This is a genomic window from Pseudoalteromonas sp. Angola-7, assembly GCF_028599255.1.
GTDB lineage: Bacteria > Pseudomonadota > Gammaproteobacteria > Enterobacterales > Alteromonadaceae > Pseudoalteromonas > Pseudoalteromonas atlantica.
The window spans coordinates 43,406-58,974 of record NZ_JAQREL010000002.1; the positions used below are offsets into that span (position 1 = coordinate 43,406).

The 15,569-nt window shown below is 42.4% G+C and carries 14 protein-coding genes and 7 tRNA genes; 6 read left to right on the top strand and 15 right to left on the bottom strand.

Annotated features, from left to right (window positions below):
* The first annotated feature begins 104 nt into the window (after window positions 1-104).
* On the top strand, window positions 105-2,561 hold the full coding sequence (gene fadE / locus PSH50_RS02800; RefSeq protein ID WP_029772579.1) for an acyl-CoA dehydrogenase FadE: 2,457 nt from the start codon (window positions 105-107) through the stop codon (window positions 2,559-2,561).
* A 4-nt stretch (window positions 2,562-2,565) separates the two neighbouring features.
* Here fadE and PSH50_RS02805 read toward each other — a convergent pair whose 3' ends face one another.
* From PSH50_RS02805 to dnaQ, 11 genes are all read right to left on the bottom strand, one after another.
* Complete coding sequence (locus tag PSH50_RS02805) at window positions 2,566-3,678, bottom strand: DUF6136 family protein (RefSeq protein WP_273588060.1); 1,113 nt, start codon at window positions 3,676-3,678, stop codon at window positions 2,566-2,568.
* Window positions 3,675-4,265 (bottom strand): ATP-binding cassette domain-containing protein, encoded by a 591-nt coding sequence (locus tag PSH50_RS02810; RefSeq protein ID WP_273588061.1) that lies wholly within the window; start codon window positions 4,263-4,265, stop codon window positions 3,675-3,677. The genes PSH50_RS02805 and PSH50_RS02810 overlap by 4 nt, the downstream gene beginning before the upstream one ends.
* Window positions 4,266-4,783: 518 nt before the next feature.
* Window positions 4,784-4,860, bottom strand: a tRNA-Asp gene (locus PSH50_RS02815).
* 53 nt (window positions 4,861-4,913) lie between these two features.
* A tRNA-Asp gene (locus PSH50_RS02820) sits at window positions 4,914-4,990 on the bottom strand.
* A 37-nt stretch (window positions 4,991-5,027) separates the two neighbouring features.
* Window positions 5,028-5,104 (bottom strand) — tRNA-Asp (locus tag PSH50_RS02825).
* A 37-nt stretch (window positions 5,105-5,141) separates the two neighbouring features.
* Window positions 5,142-5,218 (bottom strand) — tRNA-Asp (locus PSH50_RS02830).
* 31 nt (window positions 5,219-5,249) lie between these two features.
* Window positions 5,250-5,326, bottom strand: a tRNA-Asp gene (locus PSH50_RS02835).
* Between the two features lie 41 nt (window positions 5,327-5,367).
* Window positions 5,368-5,444 (bottom strand) — tRNA-Asp (locus tag PSH50_RS02840).
* Window positions 5,445-5,471: 27 nt separating this feature from the next.
* Window positions 5,472-5,548 (bottom strand) — tRNA-Asp (locus PSH50_RS02845).
* A 98-nt stretch (window positions 5,549-5,646) separates the two neighbouring features.
* Window positions 5,647-7,017: a TIGR03503 family protein gene (locus PSH50_RS02850; RefSeq protein ID WP_024033683.1), complete on the bottom strand. Its 1,371-nt coding sequence runs from the start codon at window positions 7,015-7,017 to the stop codon at window positions 5,647-5,649.
* 8 nt (window positions 7,018-7,025) lie between these two features.
* A complete protein-coding gene (gene dnaQ, locus PSH50_RS02855) occupies window positions 7,026-7,739 on the bottom strand; it encodes a DNA polymerase III subunit epsilon (RefSeq protein ID WP_273609234.1) in 714 nt (237 codons plus the stop codon).
* 68 nt (window positions 7,740-7,807) lie between these two features.
* Between dnaQ and rnhA the strand changes: the two genes are divergently transcribed.
* On the top strand, window positions 7,808-8,272 hold the full coding sequence (gene rnhA, locus PSH50_RS02860) for a ribonuclease HI (protein ID WP_004585980.1): 465 nt from the start codon (window positions 7,808-7,810) through the stop codon (window positions 8,270-8,272).
* A 78-nt stretch (window positions 8,273-8,350) separates the two neighbouring features.
* Here rnhA and PSH50_RS02865 read toward each other — a convergent pair whose 3' ends face one another.
* Window positions 8,351-9,127 carry a class I SAM-dependent methyltransferase gene (locus PSH50_RS02865; RefSeq protein WP_055255234.1) on the bottom strand — a complete coding sequence of 259 codons (777 nt, stop codon included), beginning with the start codon at window positions 9,125-9,127 and terminating at the stop codon, window positions 8,351-8,353.
* Window positions 9,128-9,180: 53 nt separating this feature from the next.
* Here PSH50_RS02865 and gloB point away from each other — a divergent pair, with 53 nt between their 5' ends.
* The gene (gene gloB / locus PSH50_RS02870; RefSeq protein WP_248450995.1) at window positions 9,181-9,954 is read left to right on the top strand and encodes a hydroxyacylglutathione hydrolase; all 774 of its coding nucleotides are present in this window, start codon (window positions 9,181-9,183) and stop codon (window positions 9,952-9,954) included.
* Between the two features lie 184 nt (window positions 9,955-10,138).
* Window positions 10,139-11,716 (top strand): LysM peptidoglycan-binding domain-containing protein, encoded by a 1,578-nt coding sequence (locus PSH50_RS02875; RefSeq protein ID WP_024033687.1) that lies wholly within the window; start codon window positions 10,139-10,141, stop codon window positions 11,714-11,716.
* Between the two features lie 275 nt (window positions 11,717-11,991).
* Here the strand turns inward: PSH50_RS02875 and PSH50_RS02880 are convergent, their stop codons facing one another.
* The 3 genes from PSH50_RS02880 to PSH50_RS02890 are packed head-to-tail and all read right to left on the bottom strand — an operon-like array spanning window position 11,992 to window position 13,518.
* Window positions 11,992-12,441: a flavodoxin gene (locus PSH50_RS02880; protein ID WP_138579817.1), complete on the bottom strand. Its 450-nt coding sequence runs from the start codon at window positions 12,439-12,441 to the stop codon at window positions 11,992-11,994.
* Window positions 12,441-13,205 (bottom strand): tRNA pseudouridine(65) synthase TruC, encoded by a 765-nt coding sequence (truC, locus tag PSH50_RS02885; RefSeq protein WP_248450996.1) that lies wholly within the window; start codon window positions 13,203-13,205, stop codon window positions 12,441-12,443. Before truC ends, PSH50_RS02880 begins: the two co-directional genes overlap by 1 nt.
* On the bottom strand, window positions 13,198-13,518 hold the full coding sequence (locus PSH50_RS02890; RefSeq protein ID WP_248450997.1) for a YqcC family protein: 321 nt from the start codon (window positions 13,516-13,518) through the stop codon (window positions 13,198-13,200). The genes truC and PSH50_RS02890 overlap by 8 nt, the downstream gene beginning before the upstream one ends.
* A gap of 105 nt (window positions 13,519-13,623) precedes the next feature.
* Here PSH50_RS02890 and PSH50_RS02895 point away from each other — a divergent pair, with 105 nt between their 5' ends.
* Complete coding sequence (locus PSH50_RS02895; RefSeq protein ID WP_004585973.1) at window positions 13,624-14,652, top strand: DUF3549 family protein; 1,029 nt, start codon at window positions 13,624-13,626, stop codon at window positions 14,650-14,652.
* A complete protein-coding gene (locus PSH50_RS02900) occupies window positions 14,652-14,951 on the top strand; it encodes a DUF3301 domain-containing protein (RefSeq protein ID WP_004585972.1) in 300 nt (99 codons plus the stop codon). Before PSH50_RS02895 ends, PSH50_RS02900 begins: the two co-directional genes overlap by 1 nt.
* The last annotated feature ends 618 nt before the right edge of the window (window positions 14,952-15,569 follow it).

Here is a 15,569-nt window from a genome sequence, read left to right on the forward strand (position 1 = left end):
TAATGGCTAGTTTGTCGTTAATTTAACGCTGTAATGTACTTGAAACTTACGCTCACTAGCGCTACTCTAACTGAGGTGGTCTGACCTCTATTAAGGAATAAGCAATGACACTCATATTTACACTCGGTTTAATCGCACTGCTCAGCATCGCGGTTTACCACAGAGCGAGTTGGAACACAGCACTTGGTGTTTCTGCCGCAACATTACTAATTGGTACCTTTGCAGGTGCTTTTGGTTTAATTAGCTGGTTGATCTTTTTGATCATCGCAGTTCCTCTTTCTGTTACTGGCATTCGTCAGCAATATATTATCAAGCCGATTTTTACTACCTTTAAAAAAGTAACGCCAAGCATGTCTGACACTGAAAAGTCAGCAATCGATGCCGGTACTACGTGGTGGGAAGCTGATTTGTTTTGTGGTAACCCAGATTGGAAAAAGCTACACCAATACCCAGTACCAAAGCTGACTATTGAAGAGCAAGCCTTTATTGATGGCCCTGTAGAAGTAGTATGTAGCATGCTAGATGATTGGGAAGCAACACACGAGCTTACCGATTTACCGCAAGATGTATGGCAATATCTAAAAGATAATAAATTCTTTGCCATGATCATCAAAAAAGAATACGGCGGTTTAGAGTTTTCTGCGTTTGCACAATCTTGTGTTCTGCAAAAGTTAACCAGTAAATCGACCTTACTATCGTCAATTGTAGGTGTACCTAACTCGTTAGGCCCTGGTGAATTACTACAGCACTACGGTACAGAAGATCAAAAAAATCATTATTTACCGCGCTTAGCCCAAGGCCAAGAAATTCCATGTTTTGCATTAACCTCGCCAGAAGCAGGCTCTGACGCGAGCTCAATTCCTGATTACGGTGTTGTGTGTAAAGGGCAATGGAACGGTGAAGAAGTAGTAGGTATTAGCCTTACTTGGAACAAGCGTTACATTACTCTTGCACCAGTGGCTACAGTACTTGGTCTTGCCTTTAAACTACAAGATCCAGATGGTTTACTAAGCGACAACAAAGAGCCAGGCATTACCTGTGCACTTATTCCAACTAACACGCCAGGTGTTGAAATTGGTCGTCGCCACTTCCCGCTTAACGTACCATTTCAAAATGGCCCGACTCGCGGTAAAGATATTTTTGTACCCCTTGATTACATTATTGGTGGCCCAGAAATGGCTGGCCAAGGCTGGCGCATGCTGGTTGAATGTTTATCGGTTGGCCGTGCAATTACATTGCCATCAAACTCTGCCGGTGGCATTAAAACAATTGCCGTAGCAACAGGGGCATACAGCCGTATTCGTCGTCAGTTCCGTTTACCTATTGGTAAAATGGAAGGTGTTGAGGAGTCACTGGCTAAACTTGCAGGTTACGCTTACAGCTCAGATGCAGCAGTTAGTATGTCAACGGGTGCGGTAGATTTAGGTGAAAAGCCATCGGTTGTTTCAGCTATTATTAAATACCACCTTACCGAGCAAATGCGCGAGTCGACCATTCATGCAATGGACGTACTTGGCGGTAAAGGGATTATGCTTGGGCCAAATAACTATTTAGGTCGTGGCTATCAAGGTGCCCCTATTGCTATAACAGTAGAAGGTGCCAACATCTTGACCCGTAATATGATTATTTATGGTCAAGGTGCAATTCGCTGTCATCCATTTGTACTAACCGAGCTTGGTGCTTGTGAAATTGAAGACCGCGAAGAAGCGCTTAACGTATTTGATAAAGCGCTAATGGGCCACATTGGCTTTACAATGTCGAACCTTGTACGTACTAAGTGGCTTGCGCTTAGTGGTGCACGTTTTACTAGCGTACCGTACAAAGACGACACCGCAGAGTTTTACCGTATAGCATCACGCTTTAGTGCATCGCTTGCGCTTATGTCTGACATTAGCATGGCGGTATTTGGTGGCTCGCTTAAACGTAAAGAACGTATTTCAGCACGTTTAGGTGACTTACTAAGTTACTTATATTTAGTGTCTGCAACACTTAAACGTTATAACGACGAAGGCCGTAAACAAGAAGATTTAGCCCTAGTAAAATGGAGCTGTCAGGATCATCTTTACCACTGCCAACGTGCCCTTGCTGATTTAATCAATAACATGCCCTCTGCCCCATTACGTGGCGTATTAAAAGTATTGTTATTCCCGTTTGGTCGCCCGGTTCGTAAACCTACCGACAAACTTGAGCATAAACTAGCACAACTACTTCAAGTACCTAGCGAAACGCGTAACCGTTTAGCGAGCTATGTTTACTTAAAAGATGAGCCACTAAACCTAGTTGGCCGTCAAGAGCAAACACTTAAAGATGTACTGGCTGTAGAACCGTTATTTGAACGAGTATGTAAAGAAAAAGGCCTTAAACTGCCATTCTTCCAACTTGATAAAGTAGCGCAAATGGGTCTTGAAGCTGGCATATTAAGCCAAGCAGAAGCTGATAAATTAGCCGCTGTTGAAAAAGCCCGCTTAGACGTAATTAACGTTGATGACTTTGACCCAGCTGATTTATTAGCAGGCAAAGCCGCACGTAAAAGTGAAGACAGCAAAGCAGATGCAGCTTAACCCGTTAGGTTAACGCAGCCAACAGTCCGCCTGTTGTGATCATCCAAACCAGCGCGTAATGCGCTGGTTTTTTTTGCACGATAGCTTGTTGGAGTGTGCACCAAATAATGCCAGTTAATAGCAACAAGCCACTTGCTTGGTTGAATAAAGCAAAAAAACCAATAAGCGAAAGTAAGAGCACAATTAAACTAGGAACAAATTGGCCAATAAAAAATGCTGTTTGCTTATTCTGCATTTTAAAAAACACACTATATTGTTGATGTAGATGACTACAATCAAATTGTAATGAACTATTAAGCAACACCACAAAAGCTAGTGACAAAATACTAAATATATCAGCTAAATTAGCGCGCTCTTGTAGTAGTACCTCAAACGCCATAAATACGCACAACAATAAAGCACCTCGCCAAATCAAAGTCCAGCTGTTGTGTATAAAAAACATTAGCCAAAAGCCTGTAAGTGAGCTTAGCTCTAACTTAGCTGCAAAATTAAAAGGTACCATTAAGGTGCTTAAGGTAAATAACAGCACAAAGCCACACTGATAAGTCAGTGGACTTACATCAAACGGTAACATTAGCCACATTGCAGATAACAAAAATCCATAAACAAGCGCTATTGGCTTGTATAAGCATAAAATGCCGAGCGTAAATTGTAATAGTAAAAACACCAAAAAATGCGGCACCCTAAGCCACTGGTTTATGCTCAGGTCAATCGTAATAACAAGGCTTGCAATCAACCAGCCATTACTTAACAGCAAAAGCTTTATATCCATCAAACCAAGCCAATACCGCTTTACCAATGTCTGTTGAAACGCTCGTTGGGCTGAGTTTTTTATTGCAGTCTTCATTGCGCTTAACATTACACTTTGTAGCAGCAAATACAGCCAAGCCATTTGCGCACCATATTGAGGTGCATCACTACTATCAATAATTTTTCCAAGCCCTAAAAAAAGTAGCAATATCAAACCCAACACTGACGAGCCCAACACCACTAAAAATAACACCCCAAAGCTTTTCAGTTGTAATAATAATTGTGTAAGTTCAGTCTTGTATGCCAGAAAACGATAATCCATAAAAGAGCGGTATTGGCCAATTGATTGTTTTAAATTTGCAATCATAAAGGCATACACTCAAAGCCATGCAGTAAAAAAGGCTCGGGCTCGTGACAAGTGATAATTATTTGACCTTGTGGCTTATTTACTAAATATTCATCAAGTAAAATTAATAAATACTCAATACTCGCTTGATCAAGCGCTGCACTGGGTTCATCTAACAGTAAATACGGTGCATCACGCATAAGTGCTAAAATTAACTGGCACTTCTTTTGGTTACCTGATGATAGAGCGTCAAAGCGTGTATTTAGAAATTCATTAAAATTAAACCCATCGACTATAGCTGTTAGCCAACAACAGCCAAATGTATTTGAGGTTAAGTTAATTATTTGCTTTGCTGTTAAAAAGTCGGGTAAAGCAATACTGTCAGAGGCTATAGCAACTTGCTTATGTGGTTCGGTTAACGCGTTTCCAGAAAACAAAAACTCACCACTTTCGTAAGTTTCAAGCCCCGCTAACATCATCAATAGAGTTGTTTTCCCTTGGCCATTAGGTGCTTCGATGCATATTTTTTGGCTGCTAAACACTTTATTGTAATCACGATAAACCACGTTGGTAACAAACTGCTTATTTAAGCCAATCACTTCAATCATAAAATATCCCTATAAGTAAGCGTGATATTATAGGTAAACTTTTATGAGAAACAAAACCCATCACCACAGCTTTAAAACAACACTAACGGGAAAGTAACGTCGCTTTCTAATAGCGATAAATCTTTTAGCAAAGTGCAACAGTATCAGAAGCCCTGAAAAAGCCTGTGTCATCAACAGCGTCCCTCTCTAACACTTCACTATAAAGATAAGCTTTTTACATCTGCGGCGCTATGACTTATCCTCAAGCCATATAAACTACTTTAAAGGACAATTTGAATTCTGATAACACGTAAAGCTATGAACTAAACTAAAAATTAAGCTATGAGTTTTTAATTCAAATCTACTACGGTTTACGTGTAAATTATGACTGATAGCTGATAGCTGATAGCTGATAGCTGATAGCTGATAGCTGATAGCTGATAGCTGATAGCTGATAGCTGATAGCTGATAGCCAAAGGGTAATTTATAAAATTATTTAACCAAGGATTTTATAAGCTTGCTATTGAGGAAATAACAAGTGGCGGAGTGGACGGGACTCGAACCCGCGACCCCCGGCGTGACAGGCCGGTATTCTAACCAACTGAACTACCACTCCGCAGTGGTATGTGCATGGGGTAATGCACTTACTAATTTTGTTACGATATCAAATGGCGGAGTGGACGGGACTCGAACCCGCGACCCCCGGCGTGACAGGCCGGTATTCTAACCAACTGAACTACCACTCCGCAGAGATATCATATTACTTGTCATTACTAAATTTGTTGGCGGAGTGGACGGGACTCGAACCCGCGACCCCCGGCGTGACAGGCCGGTATTCTAACCAACTGAACTACCACTCCAGCATACAAATTTTGTAACATAACAGTGTTTAAATAGTGGCGGAGTGGACGGGACTCGAACCCGCGACCCCCGGCGTGACAGGCCGGTATTCTAACCAACTGAACTACCACTCCAGCGCATATTTAAACTGTTATTTTTTCTTATTGGCGGAGTGGACGGGACTCGAACCCGCGACCCCCGGCGTGACAGGCCGGTATTCTAACCAACTGAACTACCACTCCATAATAAGAATATGTTTTACAACCATATGTTGTGTAAGTGTTGGCGGAGTGGACGGGACTCGAACCCGCGACCCCCGGCGTGACAGGCCGGTATTCTAACCAACTGAACTACCACTCCAGCGTCTACTTACAAATTGTCGAAAATTGGCGGAGTGGACGGGACTCGAACCCGCGACCCCCGGCGTGACAGGCCGGTATTCTAACCAACTGAACTACCACTCCGCATTTTCGTTTCTGCTTAGGTCTCCCTTTGCAGCGGCGTGAATAATACGAATCAGCCCCTACTTCGTCAAGGGCTTTTTTGTTTTTTTACAGGTTTTTTAGTCATCTGACATCGAAAGGTTTAAAATTTCACCTGATTTGTCACTTTTTGAGCCATTTTTGCCGACTTGATTTTTTTCTGCATCGGCGTTGCTCTCATCGTTTACTTTCTTTTTGTTTAAAAAAGGCAGTTTAAAGTTAAATTTGATTGGCTTTTTCTGTACAAAAATACGAATTGCTAACCACCCTAACAATAAAATGAGCAAATTACAGCCCACGATTAAAGTCACTAATGTAGAAGTGGCCATTTTTTCTTCAACGGGCTCAGCTTCCAAGGCCAGGTTTTGATCAATAAGCGTAGCAGGGTCTATTTCTGGTACTGCTTCTATTGGCCTTTCTATCTCAAATTTGTATGTTGGTATTGTGGCCATAAACTCACGACCGTTTATATTAGTGCCAAAAACAGACAGTTCAACGCTGTATCTTCCCCAATCATAGTTTTTAATTGCTAGTTGGCGTGTATCACCCGCTTGCGCGTCAATAGTGAACATTTGCTCTTCATTGTTAGGGTAATAAATTTTTCCCTGCACAATAACAGTTTCGGGTTTAACTATGTTGCTATCTATATTAATAGATAGCTGGTGATCGTCAGTATCAAGCTCTGCCAGTGCGACCTCAGATTTAAATGGCGGTTCATGCACAATGATAGGGTCTTGCACAATCCGTCGCTGTAATAAGGGGGTCGCTATATAGAGTTCTGGTGTCCACTGCCCTGCTGGAAAGTCTAATTTAAATTCGCCAGTAAACACTCCATCGTTAGGGCGTTCATCAAAGCCGCGGCCATCGTCTTTAAATTCGGCAACTTCTTGAGTGCCTGCACCAAAGTTTGCATAGCTTTCATCGTTGGTACTTACAAAGTCAACGTTTAGGCTAACTACATCTGTGAATAAGTTAGCATCGATAGGCTCATCATCATTTAAAATTTCGCCCGTTATTTTTATTGTCTCGCCTCTAAATAACATAGGAGGTAATGGCTGTGCTTTTAAAGACACTTCCCCTAACACCACAATGCGGCTGTCGGGCAAAATGCGGCCAATAACTTGCCATGGGCCAGCCATCGGTTTTTTTATGGTGATTAAGTCGTAACTAAGCTCATCAAACCAATCGAGGTTGGGATCTTTAACGGCGTTAGTGGCAAAGTACTTGCTGCCATCGGGCCTGACTAAAATAACCGCGGGCGAACCTGGCTTTCTAAAAAATAGTAAGGTTATTTCGTCTAATTGGCTGTCTATACGAAAACGGTTATCTAGCAGCGGTATTTCATTTTGTTCGCCGTCGCGTTTAAGCAGCTCTACTTGCTTAACGGCAAACGCACTGGCGCTAAACAGTGAGGTGGCGCACAGTACAGTTATAAAATACATCGTTTTCATAGTTGGCCTTATTCAGCGCGCCATAAACAGTGGCCGCCTTCTTTGTCTATAAGATCGAGTCGTGCTTCGTGTGCGCTTTGCTCAGCGTCGTTTGCGCGCAATACAACTAAAGGTGCTCGGTCACTACTTAAGCGTCTTATGCCACCAGTCTGTTGCTCGCTGCCGTCATCTTTATTTTGGTTTAAGTTTAGCTTGGTTTGCCCGCCAGTCATGGCAAGGTAAACATCGGCTAAAATTTCAGAATCCAGTAATGCGCCGTGTAATGTTCGTTTTGCGTTGTCTATATCGTAACGGCGGCACAAAGCATCTAGGTTGTTCTTTTGACCAGGATGCAAGTCACGCGCCATTTTAAGGGTGTCGAGAACTTGGCAGTACTCGTGCGTATTTGGGTAGCCTTGGTTAAGCAGCGCAAACTCGTTATCCATATGGCTCACATCGAACGGGGCGTTATGTATTACAAGCTCTGCACCTTTAATGTAGTCAAAAAACTCTTGCGCTATATCGCGATAAAGTGGTTTATCACGTAAAAACTCGTTGGTAATACCGTGAACATCTATTGCTTCTTCTTCAATGCTGCGTTGTGGGTTAATGTAAACATGAAAATTATTACCGGTTAAACGTCGGTTTATTAATTCTACACACCCAATTTCTATAATCCGGTGCCCCTGTTTGGGGTCGATGCCGGTGGTTTCTGTATCTAAAACTATTTGTCTACGTGCCATATCGAATTTAGCCTGACTCTGGTATCTTTCTATAATCACTTTATTGTACATAATATCAAGGTAAAACAGTGCAAAAAACCGTAGAGATTTACACCGATGGCTCATGTTTAGGTAATCCGGGCCCTGGTGGTTATGGTATTTTTATGATTTATAACGGCCACGAAAAAAAATTAAGCCAAGGGTATAAGCTAACCACAAACAACCGTATGGAAATGCTCGCTGCCATTGTTGCCCTTGAATCACTCACCCGCCCTTGCACCGTTAACCTCACCACAGATAGCCAGTATGTTAAGCAGGGTATTGAGTCGTGGATTGCAAATTGGAAAAAACGGGGCTGGCAAACATCGGCAAAAAAGCCGGTTAAAAATGTTGATTTATGGAAGCGACTTGATAGCGCTTGTAGCGAGCACACGGTTACATGGAAATGGGTAAAGGGACATAGCGGGCATAAATATAACGAAATAGTTGACGATTTGGCCCGTGACGCTGCAGGCAGTAGCAACCTACTTGATGATGTAGGGTATCAACCTTAACCCGTTAAAGCTTTTGCACTTTTTAGTGCCATGAGTGTAAGGCTCATGGCTGGGTTAAAAAGTGCCTACTTACATTTTTTAACTATTATTATTTTTTTGCTCACACTGTTTAAAGTGCTGCTTTGATGTTTGTCTAAGCCCTGCCCCCTTTACAGGTGAAAACTGCGGCCTTGCATGCCACTTAGGTTTTATAGGCGTAAGCGGAGCCACGCGTTTTCGCGCCACCAGCATATACACACTCCCCATAGGTTTTAAATACTGTTTGGCAAAGCTGCGCCAAAATGCAAACCGCGAAAGCCTGTTACCACGCGCAAGAGATGAGTAAATAAAGCGCTCATCGCTAATAATTTCAAACCCCAATAAATTAAGCCAATCTTTTACCCGCGCAGGCGTAAAAAAACGCCCCGTCCACGGCAGCTTTTGGCCGCTAAAGGGCAACATTTGCGCCAATCCACATAAACTAAACGGATTAAATCCGGTAATAACAATGTAACCACCGGGTATAAGTGTACGATGCGCCTCGCGTAATATGTGATGTGGGTCTGAGTGATACTCTAAGCAGTGGCTTAAAATACACGCATCAACACTGTGCTCATAAAAAGGCAGTTCGTCTATATCGGCTATTACACCTGTGTAAGGCCCCTCTTCGGCAACACATACTTGGTGTTTTATAGTGCTTATGCTGGTATTAAGCTCGCCACTTAAATTACCTAATTTAAGCATATGGTAACCAAACATACGCGGCAGCCATTGATCCATTTTTTGTTCAATGTCAGCACGTAAATAATCCCCATGAGGGAACTGCTGCCATGACAGCGGTTTGGGTCCTTCTTGAAAACTAAGGGCTGGTTTCATTTTTATAGCTCGTTATACTAGGTGTTACCCGTCACTTTATAGAGCAAATTAATATGGTGCAAGTTAAAGCAATTAAAGCATTTTCTGACAATTATATTTGGTGTTTAACTACCCATAATAGCGACCTAGCGTGGGTGGTTGACCCAGGCGACGCACAGCCCGTTATGGCGCATTTAGCAGAGCATAACTTACAACTTGGTGGCATTTTAATTACCCATCATCATAGCGATCATACCGGTGGCGTAGCCGAGCTTGTAAAACAGTTTTCTAACATTGCAGTGTACGGTCCTATTAACAGTCCGTTTGCGGGGATCACTAATACACTGGTTGATGGCGATAGCATTGCGGTATTGGGTACGCGTTTTAACATTATTACCACCCCTGGCCATACGCTTGATCACATTTGTTATATTCATGAAGAGTTGGCTTTTACCGGCGATACGCTTTTTAGTGGGGGCTGCGGGCGATTATTTGAAGGGACGCCTGAGCAAATGTGGGAGTCGTTTAATAAGCTACGTGAGCTATCTAAAACCTGTAAAGTGTATTGCACGCATGAATATACACAAGCTAATTTAGCATTTGCAAAAGCCGTTGAGCCGCGTAACCCTGAGCTACTCCAATACAGCGACAAAGTAGATGCACAGCGTGCTAAGGGCGAAATTACACTGCCAAGTACAATAGGCCAAGAGCTTAAAGTTAATCCATTTATGCGCAGCGACCTACCTACTATTACAGAGTTAATTCCAAAAGAATTTGTGTTGGTTACAAAAAACAATGAACCATGGGAAAACTTTGCAAGTCTGAGACGATTCAAAGACAACTTTTAGTTAAGATATGTTGACCTGTTGTAATTAATTTTGCAGCATCGTGGTTAGGTATATCCTAGGTAAAACCATTGGTTTAAAAATAGCGAATGGTTTTATCAACATGTTAAAGTTGGTCGTTAAGTGGCAATGTTGACTCATAACGGGTAGTATTCGCCGAGTTTTTTTACCTGATGTATTGGTATATATGAATAAATCTCCTCTATTAATTGCCTTGGCGCTTGCGCTAAGTGGTTGTCAAACATTAACAACCGTAGATTCAGACGCACAAGCTGCTACCCAAGCAAATAAGCGCTTAGAAGGCGCAAGCCCTAACGATATTAACAATGCATTGATGGTAAACGCCCAATATCAACACGTTGAGCAGAGCGAAGACGCCCCCGTTTTTGACGATGTGTGGGAGCGCATTCGCTACCAACTGTCTATTGATGTACCGCAAAACCGCCCTGTTGTTACCGAGCGTAATTACTATGCGCGTCATCAAGCTTATTTAGACCGCATTTCAAAACGCGCAGAACCTTATTTACACTTTATTGTTGAAGAAGTAGAAAAGCGCGAAATGCCTATCGAAATCGCCCTTTTACCTATTGTAGAAAGCGCATTTGACCCATTTGGCTACTCTAATCGCAGTGCTTCGGGTATTTGGCAATTTATGCCAGCCACTGGCGAGCGTTTTGATTTAAAACAAAACTGGTGGTACGACGGCCGACGCGACATAGTGCAATCTACGCGTGCTGCCCTTGATTACTTATCGTATTTACACAAAACCCTTGAAGGCGATTGGTTAAACGCCATTGCGGCTTATAATTCAGGCGAAGGGCGTTTAATGCGTGCGATTAAGAAAAATCGTAAAAAGCATTTACCAACAGACTTTTGGTCTCTCGACTTACCAAGCGAAACCACCGCGTATGTACCAAAGCTTTTAGCCCTTGCCGATTTATTAAAACGCGCTGATGAGTTTAATGTAAAGTGGAAACCGGTTATCAACGCGCAAGTTGTAGAAGTGGTTGATGTAGGCACACAGATTGACTTAGCACTGGCCGCAGATATGGCCGATATGACTCTTACTGAGCTATACAGGTTAAACCCAGGCTTTAACCGCTGGGCGACCGACCCTAACGGTCCGCATTTTTTACTATTACCCACCGATAAAGCGGAACAATTCAGCCAAAAGCTGGCGCAAACCGATGTTAAAGACCGCTTACGCTGGCAGCAATACACTGTGGCGCGCGGAGATAGCCTATCGGTTATTGCTAAAAAGTTTACCACCAGCACCAGTGCTATTCGCTCGCTTAATAAATTAAAGTCAAACACCATACGTATTGGCCAACAGTTATTAGTACCCTTAACCGATGGCGCAATTAATAGTGAACATTTACCTAAGCAAATGCGTTTAGCTGCTAATAAAGCCACCCGTACTAAGCTGTCGCACACGGTTAAAAGTGGCGACACCCTGTGGGACATTAGTCGCGAATACGATGTCACCATGGATGAGTTGGCCTCGTGGAATAAACTGAAGAAAAACTCAGTATTGCGCTTAAATCAAAAGCTCACTGTTTATAAATCAGCGAGTAAACCACAAGCAACTGCAAGTACTAATCGCACCATTACGTACAAAGTACGCCGTGGTGACTCGCTTGCTCGTATTGCGTCTAAATTTAATTTAACCGTAAACGAAATTATTAAGTGGAATAACTTAGCCGGCCAAAAGTATTTACAGCCTGGCCAAAAGTTAAAGCTTAAGGTTGATGTAAGAAGTAGTTAACCAACGGTTTAATAATTAAAAAAGGAGCGCATGCGCTCCTTTTTTTGTACATATAAGCAGTTTAATACCAATTCGCTTAATTAAGTGCTCTATTTTGAGGACGGAAAAACGTGTTAATAGCTAGGCAATAAATTCGCTATTTAGTTGTTCTCGGCAATTGCTCCTGCATGGCTCTGCCTTCTGCATCCATGCGGTCGTAAATGAGCATTTTTTAACGCAGCTAGCGACACGTTTAACCCCGCAAAATGATTAAGCATTATTGCGCATTGGTGTTACTAAGCTGGTAATTTTTCAAGCCATGCTTTTAACCACGGCTCTGCTACAGGCCATGGCTCAAAGTCTTCGCAGGCATCTATTTCTAAACGGTTTCCTACCGGCTTAGCTTGCAAGTCACGTAGTAGCTCATCAAAGCTGCGCCCTGCACCGCAAAACGTATCGCCGTAGCATCTATCGCCCATGGCTATAACACCAAATGGCTTATCAGTTAGCATCGGAAATGTGCTGTTCATAGCAAAGTAGAGCCCAGCTAAATTGTTAGGTACATCGCCTTGCCCTGTGGTAGAGGTAACAACTAATATATGTGAGGCGTTTTTAATATCATCAAGTGAGGCCTCACTAATAACGCTCGCAGTGTGCCCCGCTTTTTCAATTGTATTTGCAACGTCGTAGCTTAAACGTTCTGCACCGCCGTTAACGCTGCCTACAAAAATACTAATATGTGCCATTAATAATCCTTTTCTTGCTGTGGCCAACCTAGTTGCTTACATATACTAAGCATGTCTTCACCTAGTGGCGCTTTAATTACGATGGGTTTATGCGTGTAAGGGTGCACAAAACTAAGCTGCGTTGCAAATAGCATTAACCGCCGCAGTGCAAAATGTTCCCTAAAAAATTGATTATGCTGATTATCACCATGATTTACATCACCAATTATAGGTATTGATAAATGATTAAGGTGGCGCCTAATTTGATGCTTTCGCCCTGTTTTTGGAAAACACTCTACGAGCGAGTAACGCACCGTGGGGTATTTACCAATAGGAATTGGTAGCGTGGCTTGATGCAGACAATTAAATTGCGTTTGCGCCGCTTGTGGCGCTTTATTTTGCGAGGCAAATTTGTCAGCTATTTTATCAAGCTCTTCTTTTAACGGTTTATCTAAAAACACCGATTCAGGCGCAAAACCACGTACAAGCGCTAAATAACGTTTTGTAATAGTGCCTTCAATAAATAGCTTGTTCATGTCTCGGGCAGATTCTGAACTTAAAGCAAATAGCAGCACACCTGATGTTGGTCTATCTAGCCTGTGCACCGGAAATACATGTTGCCCTAATTGGTCGCGCAGCATTTGCATTGCAAACTGGGTTTCATATTTATCTAAAAAAGAGCGATGAACCAATAAGCCTGCGGGCTTATCTATGGCAACAAAGTATTCGTCTTGGTAAAGAATATTAAGCTCGCCGTACTCTACAGGTTCACCCTTTTCAGTCATTGGGTTTACCTAAAAAAGCATCAAGTTCACTAAGTAGCGTTATAATTTCGCCGCTGCCGGTTTTATCCACTAACGCCATTTCAGCCATAGGCGCAATGGCAAAATTTTGCGGCAATGGTTGGTTAAGCGTTATTAACTGCTGCATTTTTTCAATAAATACAAACTGTAACCATTGCTCAAATGCCATGGTATCGTGACAAAAAGGCACTTGAGATTGTAATTTATGCGCCTCTATTGGCGTGCTTTGCCACAGCTTATGTTTTTTTAAAAGTGTGCTTAATTGGTTTAAATAAGCCTGAGTTTGCTGATACATAACCACTCTTCTTTTTACGTTATAGGGCAATTATACCCTGTTCCCTCAATGCCTGCTATGGCGTATAATTGAGGCAATTTTGCAGTAAAAACAATTGAGATAACGATGAGCGAACACATAGCGACACTTGGCCAACTTTTAGATGGCGCCGGTACACAATGGCGTGCTTTTGATATTGGCAGGCATATTACTAAGCTTGATAAAAAACAGTTTTTAGCTATTGAGCAAGCACAAGTTCCTTATCCTTATCCGCTTGCGGGGCATGCATGGCTGGCTATTCAATTTTGGGATAGCAAAGCAAGTAAAGAACCTTATGTATGGTTTTTAAAGTTTCCACTTGATGAGCAAAGTAAATTAGTGAGCGCGAGCCGCGATCATTTCGCTAATATGGTAATTGAAGCCCTAGGCAGCGAAATAACCGGCGAGCAAGCCGATGGTAAGCTAGATAATAACCCTTATGTGTTTACCCCTAATGCAAATAAATTAGCGGCTTTTAACGCCCAACTTAAAGTATTGTTAAAGCAACCAGCCTCTAAATATTACGAGCACACCCAGCTGTACTTTAGTGGCACTTTAGGTTTTGATGATTGGCAAAGCGTTGCGCTACAAGGTATTGCCGATTTTGCACTGCGCTTAAATAACGACAACAACTTAGCAAACTTGCAAAAAGCTTGGCCGCATTTACCACTAGAGGTATTGCAGCCTTTGAGCGCCATGCTTGAACATGTAGAAATACCGCCATCACTCAGTGAGCTTTTAGTCGCCTATGGCCACACTGCCATTGAAAATAACGATACAATTGCACTAACTGCCGCACTGCGCTCGCTTTCAAAAGGCCAAGCCCAAGGGCTGTGTACACAACTAGTAGATGCTGCATTAAGCTCATCTGTTGGCACTGATTCAGATGTACTTTTAACGATTGCAGGGCGATGCTTTTCTCAACTAGAAGAGCCTGAGCGCTTACATATTTTTATGGATAATTGTGCGCACCACCAGCAAATTGCCGAGCTATTTCCCAGTATCTTTGCTGATTTAGTTGCAATACCCACTATACGCCCACATTTATTAGGCTTATTACGTAAAGAAAACCGCAGCGAAACGCTCGCTCGCGCAATTGGAAGGTTGTTCTCTTAATGGCTACTTTGTGGACGTTTATCGCCATTGGCGCTGTAATTTACTTATTTTGGCTAAACCGAAAAGTAGCAGAAGCTGCTAACAGTCATGCCGCGCGCCAAGCTGAGCAATTACAGGTTCAGTTAATGAGCGTAGCGTGCACAAAACGCCGCTTTGGCATTTTAAAAAATGGCAAACCGGGGATCAAAAGCGAATTTATGTTTGAGTTTTCAAGTGATGGCGAAAATGCCTATCAAGGTATTTTAATTATGGAAAATGAAATGCTAAAAAGCGTTGTTGTGCCGCCACACAAAATTTAACTCTAATCGTTAAAACCGGTGGGGTTAAAATGAAACCACTAAAATAAGTTAATACATAAAACTAAGGCGTAACAAAAGTTACGCCCCACTCTTACAGCATCCTGCTTGTTATCCTTGACCCAAAATCCGTATTATCATCCCCTGAACGAGTAAACAACCCTATTTACCCTCAACATTGCATCCTGCAAAATCCATAACCATCCTGGCTAACCCACGTAAACTAACGCTTGGCTACTTGCTGTAGCATCATCCTTGGTCATCCTTTTAAGTAGCTCCTGCCACTTTAAATGCATCCTGCATTTTCCACTTGCCGCCTTGGCCATCCTGCGTAAACTAACGCTCCTGCTACTTCCTGTAGCCTCATCCGTAAATATCCTTAAGTAGTTCCAACTACTAAGCGCTTCATGCACTTCCTAGTTCGTCCTTGCGTCCTTTTTAACTTGTCCTTTATGCTTCCTGCTAGCATCTGCTATGTTGCCTATTCCGTATCCTTGGCAGTAGCTTAGTCATTAAGCTATGTCGTCTTGACAAGTTAAATACTACGCGAGTTTGGGTTTCATCCTACTAGGTAAACAAAATTAATTTTTCGTAATATATATGAAAAAATATAAAACCCTA